The sequence below is a fragment of the Acinetobacter harbinensis genome, assembly GCF_000816495.1.
GTDB classification, from domain to species: Bacteria; Pseudomonadota; Gammaproteobacteria; order Pseudomonadales; family Moraxellaceae; genus Acinetobacter; species Acinetobacter harbinensis.
Window position 1 is genome coordinate 357,299 of record NZ_JXBK01000001.1, and the last position, 20,088, is coordinate 377,386.

Sequence of the window (20,088 nt, forward strand, 5' to 3'; positions counted from 1 at the left end):
TAAATGCCCTCATTCAAGCCTATGATCCTGCGGTACAAGTAACTTGGCTTAAAAATGATGGCCAACGTGTAGCGGCCAATGAAACTTTTTTAACCTTGGCCGGTTCCGCGCGTAGCTTACTGACGGTTGAACGTGCGGCACTGAACTTTATTCAGACCTTATCGGCGGTGGCCACCAAAACAGCCGATTATGTCCAACAGTTAGCCGGCTTAAACACCAAATTATTAGATACGCGCAAGACCCTGCCCGGCTTACGTATTGCACAAAAATATGCCGTGGCAATCGGCGGCGGTCAAAACCATCGTTTGGGTTTATTCGATGCCTTTTTAATTAAAGAAAATCATATTATGGCGGCAGGCGGTATCGCACAGGCCGTGGCACAAGCACATCAAATTGCGCCAGGAAAATTAGTCGAAGTGGAAGTGGAAAGCTGGGATGAACTCAATCAAGCCCTCGCAGCACACGCCGATATCGTGATGCTAGATAATTTCAGCCAACAGCAGATGGTAGATGCGGTTCAGCATGTGGCTGGGCGCTGTAAACTTGAAGCCTCGGGCAATATTACCATTGAAAACTTACGTCAAGTGGCCAGCACAGGTGTGGACTATATTTCGATGGGTGTACTCACCAAAGATGTCCAAGCTATCGATTTATCTATGCGCTTTAACGCTTAACGGACGGGTCGATCTGTTGAATCGGTGCTGATATTGGAGTGTTCAAGAGCAGTATCTGACGCTTTCTGCCATGCTGACTGCGTAGACTCGGACAAAGTAGTGCGCGGATCATTGGTCATCAGTGCCAAAGTCACCACCGAAATCAAGACAATTAAACTGGCTAACATAAATTTACTCCTGTGAATCAAAGCAGCAGTTTAAAGGCCGAATATGCGTTTAATCTTAATCCAGTGTGATAAAAAGGTGCGGCAAAAGCAGCTTTTTTGTATCCGCTGTGATCGACTTAAAGCCATAGCGCATGAAAAGACTATCCTAGATGTTGTTTATTTTTAATGTTTATCTGTAGCAAAATTTTAAATACTCAAGCCCAACCCAGCGTTTAAGTCTTGCGCAAAATTTTAAGCTTAATAAAAAAATGCACCTCAATTGAGGTGCATTTTTTTATTTTTTCAACAACGGCTTACCAACCTAAAGCGTCTTGCTGTTTTTTAATCAATTCTTGAATGCCTTTTTCAGCCAATTCCAACATTTCATTGCATTGCGTACGGGTAAACGGTTTTTCTTCCGCTGTACCTTGCACTTCAATAAACTCACCCGATTGCGTCATCACCACGTTTAAGTCAGTTTGGCAGCTTGAATCTTCTTCATAGCATAAATCTAACAGCGCTTCGTCTTGATAGATTCCCACCGAAACCGCAGCCACTAAGCCTTTAAGTGGATCTTGCTTGATTTTCTTTTTCTCAAGCAACACATTCATGGCATCAATCAATGCTACAGCTGCACCGGTAATGGCCGCGGTACGTGTGCCGCCATCAGCTTGAATCACATCACAGTCGATAGTGATGGTGTTTTCACCTAATTTTTTTAAGTCGACCATCGCGCGTAAGCTACGACCAATTAAGCGTTGGATTTCTTGTGTACGCCCACTTTGTTTACCACGCGCCGCTTCACGGTCACTACGGGTATGAGTTGAACGCGGTAACATGCCATATTCAGCCGTTACCCAGCCCTGTCCCTTGCCTTTGAGGAAACGCGGTACAGAATTATCTACACTGGCAGTACAAAGCACTTTGGTATGACCAAATTCAATTAAAACCGAACCTTCTGCATAACGTGTGTAGTTACGGGTGATTTTGACTTCACGTAATTGATCTAAGGTTCGTTGGTCGATACGCATCAGCAGTCCTTAATTTGGCTAAAATTCATTGCGGCTTAGTATAACAGAAGCCGATCCGATGGTTTTGTAACAACAGTAGGCTTTTTTAATATCTCAAGTCACCTGCGCAGAAAGCACTGTTTTACTGAGTACGAGATGAAAAGGATATCTATCTAGTGTCGCTACTGCTTTACTTAACCCCTAGCGCTTTAAGCTGAGCCTTACTTTGCGGGATTCAACTGCCTCTTAATACCGAAGAATGCTTGTCAAGATGCTTAAGCAAACAGGTTTTTAAGTTTTCGTATCGACTGCTTAACACCGGACACATAATCATCTGGCAAAGAATATTGCGCCACACGCAGCCATACACTGAGACTTTGCTTGAAAAAGCTGGCTTCATTGTAATGAATCCCGTATTCACCACACAGCGCACGAATCTGAACTGCAGCTTCGGCATAACGGTTGGCTGGCATATCGGGAAATAAATGATGTTCAATTTGATGACTTAAATTACCACTTAAAATATGCAAAGCGCTGGTGCCGGTAAAATTACTGGAACCGCGAATTTGTCTTAAATACCACTCGGCACGGGTTTCATGTTCGGTATTGTCTTGCTCAAAAGTTTCTGTATCTTCAGTGAAATGACCATTAAAGATCACCGCAGAGGCCCAAACATTACGCAGCAGATTGGCCACCACATTGCCACTTAACACAGCAACGGCATTGGGGCCGGCAATCAACGGGAAAAATAGATAATCTTTGGCAATTTGACGGCTGGCCTTCTGACGGAACTTGGCGGAATCCTGCCACACTTGTGCCCATGTTTTACTCTTATAAATAATGGCATCTTCTAAATGTAAATTTTGCAGTCCGACATACCATTCAAAAAACAGCATCAATTGCAGGGTTAAAGGCAAATTCAGTAAAAAGCGCGGTTCCCATTTTTGTAAATCACTAATACGCAGTAGGCCATAGCCCACATCATGGTCTTTACCGACAATGTTGGTATAGGTATGGTGGATATAATTATGGGTATATTTCCAGTCATCACCTGTGGACATGGTGTCCCAATCATAGGCTGCGCCGTTTAAACTCGGATCATTTAGCCAGTCGAACTGACCATGCATGACGTTATGGCCTAACTCCATATTTTCCACAATTTTCGATAGTCCCAGTAAACCGGTCCCCAATAACCAAACGGGAGGCATCCAACCGCCGAACATCAACAAGCCACGAGAAGCAATCTCGCTATAGCGGACAAAATTACGAATTTTATAAATGTACTGCGCATCTTGCTCGCCAATACTGTCCATAATCTCACGGCGAATACGCTCAACCTGTTGACCAAACTCTGCCACTTGCTCTGCACTTAAATGTTTAGATTTACTGTGTTCTACAAATTCAACGGACATATTCATTGTTATTCTCCTCAGCTGCGATCAGCAGGCTGCATATTGTTAAAGATTAATCACCACAGGACTGACCGCTTGGCTGATACATAATTTAATTGGCGTATTGCTGTGATGATCAATTTCACCGGTCAATAAATTTTTAGTTGAACCGCTGATTTTGATACAACTACAGCTATTACAAATGCCCATTCGGCAGCCATGTGCAGGTCTTAAGCCGGCGTGCTCGGCACTGCTGAGTAAATTAGTGCTGGCGCTAAACTGCTGCTGCGCGCGTAAAAACACAACCGATTGTGCTTCGGCACTTTCATCGACTGGCACTTGAAAATATTCTTGCTTTAAACGCGCGGAGATACCCAATTGCTGATAAATCTCTTGAATACTGTGCATCATGCCGACAGCGCCACAGGCATAACTTGCGCGTTGCTGAAAATCGGGCACGATCGCTTCAAGTAAGGCTAAAGTCAGATGTTGTGGCTGGGCGATGGTATTAAAATAATGATATTGAAACTGTGGGTGCTGCTGTGCCAATTGCGCCAGTGCTGCATCAAAAGCGTGGTCTCGGCTAAAATAAAGCAGATCAATTGGGGCAGTATTTTGTTTTAAGGCTTGCTGTAACAGTGCATAAATTGCGGTAATGCCGCTGCCAGATGCCAACAATAAAAGTGCTGTAGAGCCATCATCAAGATTAAAATCACCTTGTGTTTGAGAGACCTCCAATACACTGCCCAGCGCCAAGCGGGTTAACGCATTAGACAGCAGACCTTGACGTTTCACCGCAATCACAATATTGCCAGTTTCAGTGATTTTCACAATAGAATAATGGCGCTGCTGATGGACACCGGCAATTTGCACGGTGACTAAAAGACTTTGTCCGGCCAAAAAAGCCTTGGCATTAAAATGATTATTCGGTTGTAGCTCAAGCTGATAAAAATCAGCGCTGAGCATCTCAATGTTTACCAGCTTGGCTTTGACCTTTTTCCATGCCCAAAGCGGATTGATTTTTTCTGCCATGAAATCGACAAAATCTTCTCGAATCCACTGCGGTTGATACGGCATTACACGGCTCATAGCATACTACTCGTTATTGTTGATTATTTATCTGAGTGAACATATGTACACTATAACGATTTAAGCACTCAGTCAACAGTCGTTCACTGACATTCGTCGTTTAAGGGCTATTTTTTTGGTAGACTTCAGACAGATTTTTTTTAGGATGATGGCATGTCGATCCGCGATGAACGTAAACAGCAAAGTCGCCAAGCCCTGTTAGATGCCGCACTTGCTTTAAGTACCTCTGGACGTTCGTTTAGTAGTCTCAGTTTGCGTGAAATTGCCCGGCATGTCGGCTTAGTCCCGACTGCGTTTTATCGGCATTTTCAAGATATGAATGAGTTGGGGCTTGAATTGGTTGACCAAGTGGCCTTGCATTTAAAAGGGATTTTGCATCGTTTGGGGCAAACCTATATTGCACAGCCCCATACACAGGCCGCGTTTAGTCTGGACTTGTTTTTTCAAGCGGTCACGCATAATCCTGATCCGTGGATTTTTTTGATCGCCGAGCGTTGGGGCGGCGCTGAAGTGATTCGTCATGCCATTGCGCGCGAGATTAATTTTCTAATTGCCGATCTAACCACCGATTTACGCCAAGTCGAGGTGGTGCGGCATATTGTGAACGTACAAGATTTACATGTGTTGTCAGATATTTTGATTAATTTATCTTTTACTTGGGCCATGACATGGATGAATATTTCACGTCAATATCAGGCAGAAGCGCTGCAGCAGCAACAAGCCCAATTTCAACTGCAAACCTTAACTCAAGTGAACTTAATTTTTTGTGGAATTGTCAATTGGCGTGGCGCTGCATCTATGCCAAGTGAGTAATACAGATCGTGCATTCAAAAAAACAACAGATAAAAAAACCCGCAGCATGGGCGGGTTTTTTAAAATGGTTTTAATTATTTTGCTTTACGCTCTTTTTCCACCAAATAGCTCACCACGTCGGTGACTGTGGCATCTTGTCCTTGCACCACATATTTACCGTTCACCACCACTGCTGGCACGCCAGACAATTGATATTGCTGTGCCAATTTTTTGGCTTGCGCTACTTTTGAAGTAATGGCAAATGAATTGTACATGCTGTTAAATTTGGCTTCAGGCACACCATACTTTACGAAAAATTTGGCTTGCGATGCTTGATCAAAAATTTGTTGGTTACCTTCATTGATGGCATGGAATAAAGGTAAATGGGTTCTTTTACGTACCCCTAAGGCTTCAGAGACATAATAACCACGTGCGTTTTGTTCCCAAACCGGATTCATCGCCGCTGGAGTACGCACAAAGTTGACATCTTTGGGCATTTTTTTCAGCCAAGTTTGCATATGTGGCTCTAAAATAAAGCAATGCGGGCAGCCATACCAAAAGAATTCACGTACTTCAATTTTACCCGGAACCTCGACTGTACCGGGATTAGCGAGCACTTTATAGTCTTTACCTGCAACAAAATCGGCAGCCATACTGCTGGCCGAAAAGGCAAAAAGTGCCGTGGCAATACCGCTTAAAAGGAATTTTTTCATTGACTTTATTGTCCTCTAAATCATTATGATGAGCTTATACGACCACTATAAATCAATTATGCTAAATTCGTTTTCATTCTGTGAAGTTTTTTATAGCTTTCATCGCTTTTTTTGCAATTGACGCTACACTAAGTCGATATAACTTTTTACATGATAATAACTTGATTGAGGTGACTCCCAATGTCGCAATTGAATGTTGATCCACAAGAGATAGCTAAATTTGAAGCCTTTGCAGCCATATGGTGGGATCAGCATTCTGAGTTCCGTCCGCTGCATCAAATTAATCCGTTACGCTTAAATTGGATTGATCAGCATTCAGGCGGCTTAGCCGGTAAAAAAGTTCTGGATGTCGGCTGCGGCGGTGGAATTTTATCGGAGAGTATGGCGCGGCGCGGCGCGGATGTACTTGGCATTGATATGGGACTTGCGCCATTAAATGTGGCACGCATTCATGCCGAACAAGAAGGTGTGAGCAATATTGCATATCAACAAATTCCAGTAGAAGAATTGGCAAGCCAACAAGCCGGTCAATACGACGTGGTCACCTGCATGGAAATGCTAGAACACGTACCCAATCCGGCCTCGATTATTCAAGCCTGCCAAACGCTGGTCAAACCGGGTGGTCATGTGTTTTTTTCGACCATTAACCGCAATCCAAAATCCTATTTATTTGCCATTATTGGCGCAGAATATGTACTGCGGATGCTGGCCAAAGGCACGCATGACTATCATAAATTTATTAAGCCTTCTGAATTGGCACACGATATCCGCCAAGCGGGATTAACGCTTAGAGATATGACCGGCCTACATTTTAATCCGATAACCAAACGCTATTGGCTGGCGCCGAATGTCGATGTTAACTATATGGTGTATACCGTAAAAGCAGGTGAGCAATGAAAGCGGTCCTGTTTGATTTAGACGGCACCTTAATTGACACCGCGGCTGACTTTATTCGCATTATTCAAGACATGTGCCGTGCTAAACCCTGTGCGGTGGTCGATGCAGAGATCATTCGCAGTCAAGTTTCAGAAGGCGCACGCGCCATGGTGCAGCTGGTCTATCCAGAGCTAGACGCGCAAGATCCCGTTTTTTTAGCACATCGGCAACGCTTTTTGGATGTCTATGGTGAAGATATCGCTGTGGATACGGCACTGTTCGCCGACATGAATACACTGTTAGAACGTTTAGAAAATCAACAGATTCCATGGGGCATTGTCACCAATAAACCACGCTGGCTGAGTGAAGCTTTACTCAAAGCACTCAACTTACATGAACGCTGTGCAGTACTGGTTTGTCCAGAAGATGTTCGTCACACCAAACCCGATCCTGAACCGATGTATCTGGCAGCACAGCAGATTGCCATTCAGCCGCAACAGTGTATTTATGTTGGTGATCATCCGCGTGATATTGATGCCGGTCGCCATGCGCAGATGTACACCATTTTAGCCGCTTATGGCTATTTACCACGACAGCACAAAGATGATCTTGGCGCATGGCAAGCCGATTGTATCGTACATAGCGTAAGCGAATTACAACAGGTTATCGAGCAATTGCTACTGGCACACACGGCGACTGAATCGCTATTGGTATAATTGATAAAATTATAAAAAATTTGGAGTTAGGCGATGAAATATTCAGAATATCAACCTCGCACCGATCTACTCAAAGATCGCATTATTCTTATTACTGGTGCCGGTGATGGCATTGGGCGTACCGCAGCACTGAGCTATGCCTTACACGGCGCCACCGTGGTGCTGCATGGCCGCACGTTAAATAAACTTGAAGTGATTTATGATGAAATTGAAAGTTTAGGCGCGCCGCAACCAGCGATTTTACCGCTACAGTTATCCAGTGCGTCACCGCGTGACTATGAATTGTTGGTGGATACGTTGAGCAAACAATTTGGTCGTTTAGATGGCATCCTACACAATGCGGGTATTTTAGGTGAACGTACCGAACTGGCGCATTATCCGGTCGATGTTTGGGATGATGTGATGGCGGTGAATCTACGTGCGCCTTTTGTGTTAACTCAAGAGTTGTTGCCACTCTTGGCGCAGTCGGATCATGCCTCTGTGGTGTTTGCCAGCTCTGGCGTCGGCCGTGAAGCGCGTGAACGTTGGGGCGCTTATTCTGTGTCTAAAATTGCCATTGAAGCGGTGAGTCAGCTGTTTGCCAAAGAGCAGGTCTATCCGAATGTACGTTTTAACTGTATTAATCCGGGGGCAACGCGTACTGCAATGCGCGCCAAAGCCTATCCCAACGAAGACCCTAAAAGCCTAGCCACGCCTGAGATGATTATGCCGGCTTATCTGTATTTAATGGGTGATGATAGCTTGCAGATGAACGGCGCCAGTATTGACGCACAGGATTAAGCGCTAAAAGTATTTTTATCACCACGGTTTGTCCTTCATAGTGGCATATTAAGAGGAGCATGCAATGCTCCTGTTTTTGTAGCGTATTCCAATAACTTTTTTTATTCTGTATTTTATTTTTTCTTTAAATCGTTTTTACAAATCATTTTAATAAATATATTCGGTTTTTCAAATCATAATAATTTGGCTATGCTAAAGCAAGTTTTTAACCCACAGCCTTGGAACCATTCAAATGAGCGACTTAAAGCGTAAAACAGAACTTATTCGTGTGATTCAGCAATTACAACTTCCAGCGAGCTGGGTAATCGGCTTAAATCATGCCGAACAAGCAGACGCGATTGCCACAGCAATTGGGGTCTTACAAGAGCTAGGTGAACAGTGGAATTAAATCAAGATAAGCTGCTATATGCCGGCGTAGCGATGCAGGCTGTTTTGACAGAAGCATACAGAGCCAATACAATGAATTATAAGCATTAGATTTATTTTATATAGCGCTATAAATTGATTTTAATTGGCACTATTTCAGTACTTTTTTTCCGTCTTGATGTAGCTAATATCCTTATTGTCTCGGTATTTTTTAATAAATGAGTGCGAGATCTTCACAGTTTCTCTGCAATTTTTTCGTACATTAGTGGCAGTGGCATTTATACTTTCTTTTATGAGGATTCAACATGAAAAAGATTTTGACAGTCTTGGCAATTTCTTTCAGTGCATTGATGGCAAGCAGTGTCAGCTCTGCTTCACCTCACGATCGACAAGATAACCGCCGCGGCTGGGAACAATCTCGTGCTCAAAATGAGCAGGACCGTGATTTGCGCGATGAAGATGACGATGAACGCATGCAAGACAAGCGCCGCAGTCGCGAACAACGCGGAGTGAACCGCCTGCAACAGCATAAATGGCAAACCGGCTATGTGATGCCGCAGCATTATCGGGGCAATGGCTATAAAGTCGATTATAAAAACAATGACCTGCCCAAGCCCGCTCGTAACCAACAGTGGTACAAAATCAACAATGATTATATTTTAGTCGACACCGACAGCAACAGTATTGTGCGTATTCAAAGCTTCTAAGCTTGATCTGCAATCGTTTACAGTCCAAATTTTAATTTGGACTTTTTTTTGTCTCTGCTTTTTTAGTTATCATATCAAGCTTAAAGCCGCCCTCTTGCGCTGGCTCTTCTTTTTTTCTTCATTAATTTCACAATTCACCTATAGTGCTCTCATTTTTTATCTGTAGTTTTACGTTATCTTGGCTTCAACGGTATAACCATTGTCTGAAACACTAGGTGAAAGAAATGAAAAAAATTCTAACCACAATCGCACTGTCTTTATCTGCCCTCATCGCAACCTCGGCAATGGCTGGCAACGACCATCGTTATGAGGCGTATCAGCATCAAAATGCAGCACAAATTAAACACAATAATTATTACGATCAAAAACACGGCTATAACAACCATCGCTGGCAGAAAGGTCAAATCCTGCCACGTGAATACAGCAAAGCGCGCTTTCAAGTGAGTGATCGTGAAGCACGTCGTTTGCCACAGCACGGACGTTATCAGCAGTGGTATAAAGTCAACGGCGACTATTTACTGGTCAATGAACGTACCAATCGCATTATCCGTATTATGGGTTAAGCCAGCAGCGGCGGATTTTTCCATCCGCCTAAAAAAATTTAAAAAACACTTTAACTGCCAAGTTAAGGTGTTTTTTTGATTTTATACTGTCGTCGGCGTTTTTTTTGATTAGAATCAAGCTTCAGCTTTATTGATCATTTGAGACAGGTATGCACACGAATTCCTCTGAACCTTCACAAAGCACAACCTTACAATATGTGCATTGGTTTCGACATTCGGCACCGTATATCAATGCCCATCGCAATAAAACCTTCGTGATCATGTTTGATGGTGAAGCTGTGCAACACGATAATTTTCAACATATCATTCACGATATTGCGCTGCTACATTCTTTGGGTATTCATCTGATTTTGGTGCATGGCGCACGTCCGCAAATCAATCACAATCTGCACAGCAGTGGCATTGAAACGCCTTTTCATCAACATCGCCGAATTACCACGCGTGAGTCGTTAAGCTGTGTGATGAATGCAGTCGGCTCAATCCGCTTACAAATTGAAGCTTTGCTGTCGATGGGACTGGCCAACTCACCGATGTATGGCGCACGTATTGACGTAATTTCAGGCAACTTTGTCACCGCCAAACCCTATGGTATTCATGCCGGTATTGATTTTCAATTGACCGGTGAAGTCCGTACAGTTGATAGTGCAGCCATTCAGCGCCATCTTAAAAATCATAATATTGTGCTGCTTGGCCCTACCGGTTATTCCAATACCGGTGAAGTGTTTAATTTGGTGGCAGAAGAAGTGGCGACGCGTAGTGCCATTTTACTTCAAGCCGATAAGCTGATTTTCTTGGGTAAACCGCATGGCGTGGTCAATGCAAACGGCGAATTACAACGCGAAATTGCGCCGCATCAGTTGGATCAATACATCACCCAATACCAAGATTCCCATCCCGATATCGCCTTGCAGTTACGCAGTGGAAAAAGTGCCTCACAACAAGGCGTGAATCGCGTCCATCTCATTTCCTATGCCTATGATGGCGCCTTGCTCGAAGAATTATTCACTCGGGATGGTTCCGGCACCATGGTTACCGATGCGCGCTATGAACAAGTGCGTACTGCCAATATTCAAGACGTCGGCGGTCTAATGAACTTGTTGCGCCCCCTTGAGGCAGAAGGCATTTTGGTGTATCGCTCTCGTGAACGTCTTGAAAGTGAGATTGAGCAATTTTCTGTGATTGAACGTGACGGCATGATTTTGGCCTGCGCAGCCCTTTATCCTATTCCCAGCGGTGCCGATGAAATACGCTGTGCAGAAATTGCCTGTGTGGCGGTAGATCCGACCTATCGTAAATCGAATCGTGGCAGCCAAATTTTGCATTATTTAGAACAAAAAGCCAAACGTGCCGGTATTCAACAATTGTTTGTTTTGACCACGCGTACCGCGCATTGGTTTGTAGAGCATGGTTTTGAGCCGGCCAGTGTCGATGACTTACCCAACGCCCGTCAAGCCTTGTACAACTATCAACGCAACTCATTGGTGTTTAAAAAGTCGCTCTAATCTGGAGGCTTTAATTGCTCAGTCAGTCACTAAAAAATGGACGAGCTGGCTGAGGATTAAGAAATCGCTTTTAAAGTTTCACGTGGAACGGAATCAATATCGGTACAGTTAAAATCAGCCTCAAGCTATCATCGGTTGGTGATCAACAGCCACTTCACCTGCTTTAGGTCGGTGTCAGATGAATATGCTGCATCTATACAGGCATGTTGATAAACACTGAGTTATCCACAGGAACAATGAACGTCGGTGCTGCTGATTAAAATATAAACGCCAATCTGGCTATAGATGACATAAATTTTTACATTTAATCTTCTTCAGGATAGAGCGCTATGCTGCTGAGTGGATGACGCTTCATCTCTATCGCAGCCATGCCATTGTTTAATTATTTTAATCATTAAGTTATGATTAAAAATTAATCATTGTGCCTTAATCCAGTCCTAAGCTATTTGAAAATTTCAGTAAATATAAATTTGATCATTTCAGTTTAATTTTAGTGTCTGATCACGCTGTGTTTAAAAACTTAATAATTTATGCCTTGATCTAAAAATAAATCACCAAGATGGATAAAATTGCGACCTTTGTCCATGCACAACTCTGACGATTTGCCGTACAATTTAAGGTTCACTTTCTAATTGTTTTTAAATGATCGATGGAACAAAAAAAGAGCACGCAAAAACGACACCAACTGCTTAATGCAGCACTGGATGTATTTTCCCTGTATGGGTTTAATGGTGCAAGTTTAGATGAAATTGCGCAAATTGCTGAAATGCATAAATCGAATATTTTCTATTATTATGAAAATAAAGAGGCCTTATACGTTGAAGTCTTGACCACCGTATTACAAAAATGGTTGGCACCACTGCAAACGCTTGAAGCAGAGCTTGAACCTGAAGAAGCCATCACCAATTACTTGATGCAAAAAATTGAAGTTTCGCGCACTCAGCCCAAAGCTTCTCGACTGTTTGCCTTAGAAATTATCCAAGGTGCGCCGCATATTCTACCGATTCTCAAAGGACCACTGAAGAAACTGTTTAAACGTAAAGTCAAAGTGATCAGCGCGTGGCAAGAGCAAGGGAAAATTTCTGCACAGATTGATGCCGAATTGTTTATTTTAAATATTTGGGCCATTACCCAAAATTATGCAGATTTTGCTACGCAAATGGAAATGGTTACCGGCAAAACCTTACGTAACCGCAGCATGCAGCAGCGGATTATTCAGCACACCGTGCATCTAATGTTATATGGCGCCATGCCACGCAATTAAGCATTCAATTGTCCGCTCGGATCATGTTGGCGTACGACCATAGCCCTCTATGGTCGCCGAACCGCGACTTTATCGCATGCCTTGATATAACTTGAATAACTTTTGCGCTCCCCATAATAAATTTTCTTCCCAATCTAAATGCGCTGTGTCATTGGCACCATCAGTAATATATTTAACCGAAATTAAGCGTACATCCAATTTTTTGCACACCTTAGCCAAAGCATAGCCTTCCATATCCACCAGTTGACATGGCACTTTCGGTGCAGCTGTTTCAAAGCTATCGCCTGTTCCACACACACCACGCGGTAAATCAGAAAAATAACGGGATAGGCCAATCTCAGCCGAATAATGTGTATCCATCGGGGTCACGCCAACGGCAAAACCCAGCGCAGAAACATCCATATCGCGCTGCACAAAGTGACTCACTTCCACCAAAGCATGGGTGTCAAAATGTGTACTGCCCGCTGTGCCTAAATTCAACAGGGTTTTACAGCCGGTTTTTTGAATCACTTCAAAGGCCTTAAAGGCGGCATTGATTTTACCAATCCCGCTGTAATGCACCTCAATGCCGGCTTGCTCAAACAAGCCTTTCGACTCATTCGGTAATGCCATAATTAAAGCCAAGTCAGAGTGCATATTTTGATTTCCTAGTAAACGGTTTAGCGGCTGCTATTAAAAAAGAAAATGGCCACGACTGCAAATCTGCATGCTACCGATCAAGCACCATGAAGATTGAACTATATGTATGCCTACATCCTGCACGCAATCCCCTGCTGTTTCTGACGCATAAAAAATCCTCCTTGGTTTAAGGAGGATAAAAGGTTGATCAGAGCGCTGTAGCCGTTTTTAAAAATCAACATTCATCTGTTGATTGAATTCGATCATTATTGCTGCTGCTCTAAATAGCTTTTTAAACAGGGTGAAAAGAACAAGCTACCGCGGTAAAAACCTTGTGCTGTTTTCGTCACCACCACTAGCCACAACATAATTAAAATGACAGCCAAAGCATAACCGATAGATTGGATGAAACTTACATGCAGTTGTTGTGCTAAGTTTAATACGGCGAGGGTAAATACACCTAAAGGGAAAGTCAGCCCCCACCAACCAAGGTTAAACGGTAATGCTGTTTTGGCATGTTTTAAGGTGGTTAATACCGCAATTCCCAACCACCATAAGCCAAAGCCCATTAAAATCAGACTGACCACAATACCGACCTGTTGACAAAATAGCCCTAAGCTTTGTTGATCAATCACAGCCAATACCTGCGGTGCTTGAGCGCCTAGAATTAACAAGGCCAAAGCACCTGTTCCAATCGGTCCCAAAGCCAACCAACTGCTGATGGCCAATTCTTTACTGGGTAATTTATGCAGCGCTAAACGCAACATTAAAATGGTCAAGATGGCAAAAGCCGGTAGCACTGAAATACCCCACAACACATAACCGCCCAGTAAAATGCCCAATGCTTGTTGACCCACTGCAATATGGGGCAGTAATAAGCCACCGGTTGCCGCTGCAACCTCACAGGCCACAATGGGCAGTAACCACACCGCAGTCATGCTCTGTAATTCGTGCTGTTGGCGGTTATACATATAAAATGGCACAATCCATGCAATGCTGACGGCCAACAAGACATCGATATACCACAATAGCTGAGCAAAAGGTACGACCCAATCACCATATAAATGAATACCGAATTTTAAATAACCGTTAATGATGGTGGCCAAGGCCATGGGAATTGCACCCAAAAACAAACTCATACTGGCGTGTGAGAAAATCTGTTTCGCTTCAGTCGGATAAATTATCCAGCGCAGCACATACAACAGGCTAAACATCAGAAATAATGCAATATTGAATTGCCATAACAAGACGGCCAAGTGCGCCATAATACTGTGAGCAAAGGGCAGTTCCGGTAGAATCAAAGCCACAACCCCTGTTCCCATGGTTACGGTAAACCAATTTGGGGTAAAATGACGAATCAGATGCGTCATTTGCTCGAGTTGATAGAAAGGCTTTTTCATCGCGGTTGCTCCTAAAGGCTATATTGCAATTATAAGCGCAGACACTAATAAGTAAAATTGATTTATAATCATAATATCAATCAATTTTACTTATATACAAAGCGATTTCATTGATTATTTTCTATCCCCAAAACACAAGCACAAGACGCAAGCTCTAGATTATGGCAATATATAGCCCAAATCATTTTTTGTTTCCTGATTCGCCCATGAAGCTGCTCCGTCTGAACGCTTTAGCGCCCAATTGTTCATTGCCTGCCACTGCCGTGACCATCGGTAATTTTGACGGTGTGCATGTCGGGCATCAGGCCATGATTGCCCAATTAAAACAACAAGCAACGGCACAAAATCTTAAAAGTGTGGTGATGATTTTTGAGCCACAGCCGCTTGAATTCTTTAAAGGCTATCAAGCGCCGCCACGCATTAGTTCATTACGTGAAAAAGTGGAATACCTGACTGAATTGGGCGTCGATTATATTGTCATCGCCAAGTTTGATGCGCATTTTCGCAGCCTGACTGCCGAACAATTTGCCGAGCTGTTAAAATTAAAACTTAATGCCCGTAGTCTGGTTTTAGGCGATGACTTTTACTTTGGTAAGAATCGTCAAGGCAACAGTGAATTTTTAAAAAATTATGGCTTTCAAGTGACCAACTTACCGACCATCACCATTGAAAATGATCGCGTCAGTTCCACACGAATTCGCCAAACCTTACAAGCGGGCAATTTAGCTCTTGCCGCCAAACTTTTGGGGCGTCCTTATAGCATCACTGGCCGCGTGCAATATGGCGATCAAATTGGACGCACCTTAAATTTCCCCACCATCAATGTGCGTTTAAACCGGCATAAACCCTGTTTAAATGGTATTTATGGCGTTGAAGTGGTCTGTGAAACACAAGCATTAACACAGCGCGTGAAAGCCGATCAACCTGAGAAATTAGGCATTGCCGGTTATACGCCTGACAGCTTGTTCGGTGCTGGTCATGTCGGTACCCGACCGGCCATTAAACAAGCCCAGCCTGAATGGCGATTAGAAGTACATTTTCCCCATGTTTCTGCTAATCTGTATGGCCTATTAATGCGGGTGACATTCTTGAACTATCTGCATGGTGAAAAGAATTATCCTTCGCTTGAAGCATTAAAAGCGGGAATTGATGATGATGTTGAACAGCTACTGGCCTTTCGACAAAACAGTGCCAAATTCCCCTTTTAAATCCCCTATTTTATTGTAAAACGCGTCAGCCTAAGACGAATTAAATTGGAAGACAACTTGCATGAGCGATAAGCAAACTCCTGAAAATGCAGTGGATTATAAAGCCACGCTAAACCTCCCTGGTACTGAATTTGCAATGAAAGCAAATCTTGCAGTACGTGAAGCGAAATGGTTAGAAGAGTGGTATGCCGACAACATTTATCAGCAGATTCGTGCATCGCGTATTGGCAAGAAAAAATATGTGCTTCATGATGGCCCTCCTTATGCCAATGGTCAGATTCACTTGGGTCATGCGGTCAATAAAGTCCTGAAAGACATTATTATTAAAAGCCGTGTCATGGATGGTTTTGACGCGCCTTATGTGCCGGGTTGGGACTGTCATGGTTTACCGATTGAACTAAAAGTGGAAGAAAAAGTTGGTAAAGTCGGCGTTAAAGTCGATGCAGCCACCTTCCGTAAGCAGTGCCGTGAATATGCGTATACACAAGTTGAATTACAGAAAAAAGATTTTGTGCGTATGGGCGTATTTGGTGATTGGGATCATCCTTATCTGACCATGGATTTTGGCCAAGAAGCCAACATTGTGCGTGCATTGGGTGAAATTCAAAAAGCCGGTCATGTGCAGCCCGGTCTTAAACCGGTGAACTGGTGTTTAGACTGCGGCTCAGCTTTGGCCGAAGCCGAAGTTGAATATGAAGATAAAAAATCGGATGCCATTGATGTCGGTTTTACTGTCGTTGATTTGGCCGATTTATCGGCACGTTTGGGTGTAACGGTTACAGACTCAACCGACATTGTGATTTGGACCACCACCCCGTGGACCATTCCTGCAAATCAGGCCGTGGCACTACATGCCGATATCGATTATCAATTGGTCACTGCACGTGGGACAGATAAAGCGGCACAAAATTTGATTTTAGCCAAAGATTTAGTCGAGTCTGCAACTGAACGTTATGGTTTTAGCACAGTTGAAGTACTGGCCGATTTTACCGGCACTACACTTGAAAACCTACAATTACAACATCCATTGATTCAAGATCGTCAAGTGCCAATCATTTTGGGTGAACACGTCATTGCCAGCAGTGGTACAGGTGCGGTGCATACTGCGCCCGGCCATGGTGTGGACGATTATAAAGTGGGTCTACTGTATAATTTAAAAGTCGATAATCCCGTCGGTGGCAACGGCGTGTATTTACCCACTGCGCCAATTTTCGCGGGTGAACACATCTATAAAGCCAACCCAAAAATTATTGCTGCACTCAGTGAAGCCGGTAAACTTTGGGCACATGTGGCCATTAAACACAGTTATCCACATTGCTGGCGTCACAAAACACCGATTATCTTCCGTGCCACACCGCAGTGGTTCATCAGCATGGATGAACACGGTTTACGCCAAGATGCCTTAAATGCCATCGAAAATGACATCAGTTTTGTCCCAGATTGGGGTAAAAACCGCATTGAATCGATGATTGAAGGTCGTCCGGACTGGTGTATTTCACGTCAACGGACATGGGGTGTGCCAATCCCATTCTTCGTGCATAAAGACACCAATGAATTACATCCACGTACCGCTGAATTGATTGAAGACGTTGCCAAACTGATTGAACAAGAAGGGATTGATGGTTGGTTTAACCGTGAAGCCAAAGACTTTATCGGTGCAGATGCAGAACACTACAATGCAGTGCGCGATACGCTAGACGTATGGTTTGACTCAGGTACCACGCACTATGCGGTACTGCGTCAGCGTGAAGAACTCACCGATCCTGCGGATTTGTATTTGGAAGGTTCAGATCAACATCGCGGTTGGTTCCAATCGTCCCTGTTGACTTCAATTGCCATCAACAAACGTGCGCCGTATAAAGCACTACTTACCCATGGTTTCGTTGTGGATGAGAAAGGCCGTAAAATGTCAAAATCAATCGGTAACGTCATCACACCACAAGACATCATTAAAGATATGGGTGCAGACGGCTTACGCTTCTGGATTGCCTCTGCCGATTACCGTTATGAGATGACCGCAGGTAAAGAAATCTTTAACCGCGCATCCGATGGTTATCGCCGTATTCGTAATACCTTACGTTTCTTGTTGGCCAATCTAAATGGTTTCACTCCTTCAAGCGATGCTTTACCAGTCGATCAATTGATTGCACTTGACCAATACATTTTACAACGTGCCAGCGATGTACAAAAAACCATTCAGCAAGCCTATGAAGAGATGAATTTTCATATCGTGGCCAGCGCATTAACCAACTTCTGTATCAATGACTTGGGTGGTTTCTACCTCGATATCATTAAAGACCGTCAATACACCAGTAAAGCTGACTCACAAGCGCGTCATTCAGCACAAACTGCGCTGTACCATTTGGTACAAGCCTTTGTCCGTTGGATGGCACCGATCTTAAGCTTTACCGCACAAGAAGCTTGGCCATTAATTCCGGGTCAAACCGAAAAATATGTGTTTACCACAGAATGGTATGATATTCCGGTGGCTTCAACAGCCAACTTAATTTCCGAAGCGGATTGGCAAACCTTAATTAGCGTTAAATCTGGAGTGAATAAACAAATTGAAGCGGCACGTAATGCCAAACTGATTGGTTCTAACCTCTCTGCTAAAGTTGAACTGTGGGCCAATGCCGAACTAAAAGCGATACTCGATCAGCTAGACAATGAATTACGTTTCGTGCTGATTACCTCTACGGTCATGGTCAATACCTTTGATGCAGCACAAGGTGAAAGTACTGAGATTGAAGGTTTACGGGTAAAAGTATCCGCCGCCGAAGGTGAAAAATGTGCGCGCTGTTGGCATGTACTGCCGGATGTAAATACACATGCTGCACATCTGGGTCTATGTTCTCGCTGTATTATTAACCTGCCTACCGGTCAAGGTGAAGAGAGAAAATATGCCTAATCCACAGCCTAAACGAGGCCTATTCCAGTTCTATCCACACAATTTAGTTTGGATCGGCTTGTCCATTGTCGCCATTATTCTCGATCAATGGACCAAATGGATCGCTAGCAGTCATCTGAATTATGCAGATCCTGTACCGGTACTGCCCTTTTTAAATTGGACATTACTGCATAACTATGGCGCAGCTTTTAGTTTCTTATCTGACGCTGGTGGCTGGCAACGTTACTTCTTTACTGGACTTGCAGGTTTAGTCTCAATCATTTTTGTTTTTTGGTTGATGCGTATGCCCAAAAAATTAGTGATCTTACCGTTAGCCATTGCATTAATTCTAGGCGGTGCAGTGGGTAACTTAATCGATCGCGTATCTTTGGGGTATGTGGTCGACTTTATTCACGTTTACTATAATAACAGCCACTTTCCTGCATTTAATATTGCAGATAGTGCGATTACCTTAGGAACTATTCTGCTGCTGATTGATACCTTTTTCTTAGAAAAGCAGCGCATTCAACGTGCGGAAGTGCAACATCATGACTAAAACCATTAATCCGAATGAAGAAACCCGCATCAGCGAAGGCTCAAAAGTAGAACTGCATTTTTCAGTAGCGATTGAAAATGGAGTCGAAATTGATAATACGCGTAGCCGTGAAGAACCGGTTAGTCTAACCATGGGTGATGGAAGCTTATTACCGGGCTTTGAAAAAGCTCTGTTTGGTTTACGTGCAGGTGATCGTCGCACAGTAAGTCTTCCACCTGATGATGCATTTGGCCCATGGAATTCAGAAAATATTCAAAAGTTTGATACGATTAAATTTGAACAAACGCCAATTATTGGCAATATGATTGAATTTGAAGATAAAGCCAAACAAAGTCTATTTGGCGTGGTTAAATCTGTGAATGAAGATATTACTGAAATTGATTTTAACCACCCTCTTGCCGGTAAAGATATTACCTTTGAAGTAGAAATCTTTAAAGTGACCCCTGCTGGCCAGCAAGGCGTTAAATTGATGTAATACGATTAAGTTAACTTAGTCTATCCTAAAGCTCCTTCGGGAGCTTTTTTATATGTTATAGAAAAGTACGTACTCTAGATTTTTATTATCTTGAATAGAAAAACTAAAACTTTAAATAGAGCGAATGAGAGTGGCTAGCTCTATACACTTTATAACCCCTAAAGAAGCATTTATTGATGAGCTTTTACCCACCTTAGAGGAAGGCTTAAGAACGGCATTTAAACATGCACGCAGACAACCCGATGATTAATATCGTTTTTTCTGCTCTACTTTACTTCTCATTTCCTCCATTTTATCTTTACCTTTCTTTATTTTTTGCATAAAAAAACACCCCCACTCATTGAGTGGGGGTGTT

The 20,088-nt window shown here is 43.3% G+C and carries 21 protein-coding genes; 14 read left to right on the forward strand and 7 right to left on the reverse strand.

Annotation, left to right across the window (positions count from 1 at the left end):
• On the forward strand, positions 1 to 674 hold a 674-nt coding region (nadC, locus tag SE27_RS01785; protein ID WP_455549954.1), incomplete at its 5' end, for a carboxylating nicotinate-nucleotide diphosphorylase.
• Here the strand turns inward: nadC and SE27_RS13905 are convergent.
• The 4 genes from SE27_RS13905 to SE27_RS01800 all read right to left on the reverse strand — a co-directional run bounded on the left by SE27_RS13905 (position 671) and on the right by SE27_RS01800 (position 4,310).
• Entirely contained in the window at positions 671 to 841 is a 171-nt protein-coding gene (locus tag SE27_RS13905) for an ABZJ_00068 family colistin stress protein (protein WP_158319086.1), read from the reverse strand. The two genes, nadC and SE27_RS13905, sit on opposite strands and share 4 nt — an antisense overlap.
• A 293-nt stretch (positions 842 to 1,134) precedes the next feature.
• Entirely contained in the window at positions 1,135 to 1,851 is a 717-nt protein-coding gene (gene rph, locus SE27_RS01790; RefSeq protein ID WP_039620322.1) for a ribonuclease PH, read from the reverse strand.
• Positions 1,852 to 2,105: 254 nt separating this feature from the next.
• Positions 2,106 to 3,248, reverse strand: coding sequence for a fatty acid desaturase family protein (locus SE27_RS01795; RefSeq protein ID WP_039620324.1), 1,143 nt, complete (start codon positions 3,246 to 3,248; stop codon positions 2,106 to 2,108).
• Positions 3,249 to 3,287: 39 nt separating this feature from the next.
• Positions 3,288 to 4,310: a flavin reductase family protein gene (locus SE27_RS01800; RefSeq protein WP_039620326.1), complete on the reverse strand. Its 1,023-nt coding sequence runs from the start codon at positions 4,308 to 4,310 to the stop codon at positions 3,288 to 3,290.
• A 153-nt stretch (positions 4,311 to 4,463) separates the two neighbouring features.
• Between SE27_RS01800 and SE27_RS01805 the strand changes: the two genes are divergently transcribed.
• Complete coding sequence (locus tag SE27_RS01805) at positions 4,464 to 5,123, forward strand: TetR family transcriptional regulator (protein WP_039620328.1); 660 nt, start codon at positions 4,464 to 4,466, stop codon at positions 5,121 to 5,123.
• A gap of 74 nt (positions 5,124 to 5,197) precedes the next feature.
• Here the strand turns inward: SE27_RS01805 and SE27_RS01810 are convergent, their stop codons facing one another.
• A complete protein-coding gene (locus SE27_RS01810) occupies positions 5,198 to 5,815 on the reverse strand; it encodes a thiol:disulfide interchange protein DsbA/DsbL (protein WP_039620330.1) in 618 nt (205 codons plus the stop codon).
• A gap of 180 nt (positions 5,816 to 5,995) precedes the next feature.
• Between SE27_RS01810 and ubiG the strand changes: the two genes are divergently transcribed.
• The 8 genes from ubiG to SE27_RS01845 all read left to right on the forward strand — a co-directional run bounded on the left by ubiG (position 5,996) and on the right by SE27_RS01845 (position 12,589).
• Positions 5,996 to 6,712 carry a bifunctional 2-polyprenyl-6-hydroxyphenol methylase/3-demethylubiquinol 3-O-methyltransferase UbiG gene (gene ubiG / locus SE27_RS01815; RefSeq protein WP_039620332.1) on the forward strand — a complete coding sequence of 239 codons (717 nt, stop codon included), beginning with the start codon at positions 5,996 to 5,998 and terminating at the stop codon, positions 6,710 to 6,712.
• Positions 6,709 to 7,407, forward strand: coding sequence for an HAD family hydrolase (locus tag SE27_RS01820; protein ID WP_039620334.1), 699 nt, complete (start codon positions 6,709 to 6,711; stop codon positions 7,405 to 7,407). Before ubiG ends, SE27_RS01820 begins: the two co-directional genes overlap by 4 nt.
• Positions 7,408 to 7,440: 33 nt before the next feature.
• Positions 7,441 to 8,187, forward strand: a complete 747-nt coding sequence (locus tag SE27_RS01825) for a YciK family oxidoreductase (protein ID WP_039620336.1) — start codon at positions 7,441 to 7,443, stop codon at positions 8,185 to 8,187.
• Positions 8,188 to 8,419: 232 nt separating this feature from the next.
• Positions 8,420 to 8,575: a hypothetical protein gene (locus SE27_RS13965; protein ID WP_171160647.1), complete on the forward strand. Its 156-nt coding sequence runs from the start codon at positions 8,420 to 8,422 to the stop codon at positions 8,573 to 8,575.
• Between the two features lie 283 nt (positions 8,576 to 8,858).
• Entirely contained in the window at positions 8,859 to 9,260 is a 402-nt protein-coding gene (locus SE27_RS01830; RefSeq protein ID WP_039620337.1) for an RcnB family protein, read from the forward strand.
• Between the two features lie 224 nt (positions 9,261 to 9,484).
• The gene (locus tag SE27_RS01835; RefSeq protein ID WP_039620339.1) at positions 9,485 to 9,823 is read left to right on the forward strand and encodes an RcnB family protein; all 339 of its coding nucleotides are present in this window, start codon (positions 9,485 to 9,487) and stop codon (positions 9,821 to 9,823) included.
• A gap of 149 nt (positions 9,824 to 9,972) precedes the next feature.
• Positions 9,973 to 11,325 (forward strand): amino-acid N-acetyltransferase, encoded by a 1,353-nt coding sequence (argA, locus tag SE27_RS01840; RefSeq protein WP_039620341.1) that lies wholly within the window; start codon positions 9,973 to 9,975, stop codon positions 11,323 to 11,325.
• Between the two features lie 649 nt (positions 11,326 to 11,974).
• Positions 11,975 to 12,589 (forward strand): TetR/AcrR family transcriptional regulator, encoded by a 615-nt coding sequence (locus tag SE27_RS01845; RefSeq protein ID WP_039620343.1) that lies wholly within the window; start codon positions 11,975 to 11,977, stop codon positions 12,587 to 12,589.
• A 69-nt stretch (positions 12,590 to 12,658) separates the two neighbouring features.
• Here the strand turns inward: SE27_RS01845 and SE27_RS01850 are convergent, their stop codons facing one another.
• Together SE27_RS01850 and SE27_RS01855 are read right to left on the reverse strand one after the other, a co-directional pair.
• Positions 12,659 to 13,225, reverse strand: coding sequence for a phosphorylase family protein (locus SE27_RS01850; protein ID WP_039620345.1), 567 nt, complete (start codon positions 13,223 to 13,225; stop codon positions 12,659 to 12,661).
• A 248-nt stretch (positions 13,226 to 13,473) separates the two neighbouring features.
• Entirely contained in the window at positions 13,474 to 14,607 is a 1,134-nt protein-coding gene (locus tag SE27_RS01855; RefSeq protein ID WP_039620347.1) for a TDT family transporter, read from the reverse strand.
• A 206-nt stretch (positions 14,608 to 14,813) separates the two neighbouring features.
• Between SE27_RS01855 and ribF the strand changes: the two genes are divergently transcribed.
• The 4 genes from ribF to SE27_RS01875 all read left to right on the forward strand — a co-directional run bounded on the left by ribF (position 14,814) and on the right by SE27_RS01875 (position 19,733).
• Positions 14,814 to 15,815 carry a riboflavin biosynthesis protein RibF gene (gene ribF / locus SE27_RS01860; protein ID WP_039623742.1) on the forward strand — a complete coding sequence of 334 codons (1,002 nt, stop codon included), beginning with the start codon at positions 14,814 to 14,816 and terminating at the stop codon, positions 15,813 to 15,815.
• A gap of 61 nt (positions 15,816 to 15,876) precedes the next feature.
• Complete coding sequence (ileS, locus tag SE27_RS01865) at positions 15,877 to 18,723, forward strand: isoleucine--tRNA ligase (RefSeq protein WP_039620349.1); 2,847 nt, start codon at positions 15,877 to 15,879, stop codon at positions 18,721 to 18,723.
• Positions 18,716 to 19,258, forward strand: a complete 543-nt coding sequence (gene lspA, locus SE27_RS01870) for a signal peptidase II (RefSeq protein ID WP_039620351.1) — start codon at positions 18,716 to 18,718, stop codon at positions 19,256 to 19,258. The genes ileS and lspA overlap by 8 nt, the downstream gene beginning before the upstream one ends.
• Positions 19,251 to 19,733 (forward strand): FKBP-type peptidyl-prolyl cis-trans isomerase, encoded by a 483-nt coding sequence (locus SE27_RS01875; RefSeq protein WP_039620353.1) that lies wholly within the window; start codon positions 19,251 to 19,253, stop codon positions 19,731 to 19,733. Before lspA ends, SE27_RS01875 begins: the two co-directional genes overlap by 8 nt.
• Positions 19,734 to 20,088: the final 355 nt, after the last annotated feature.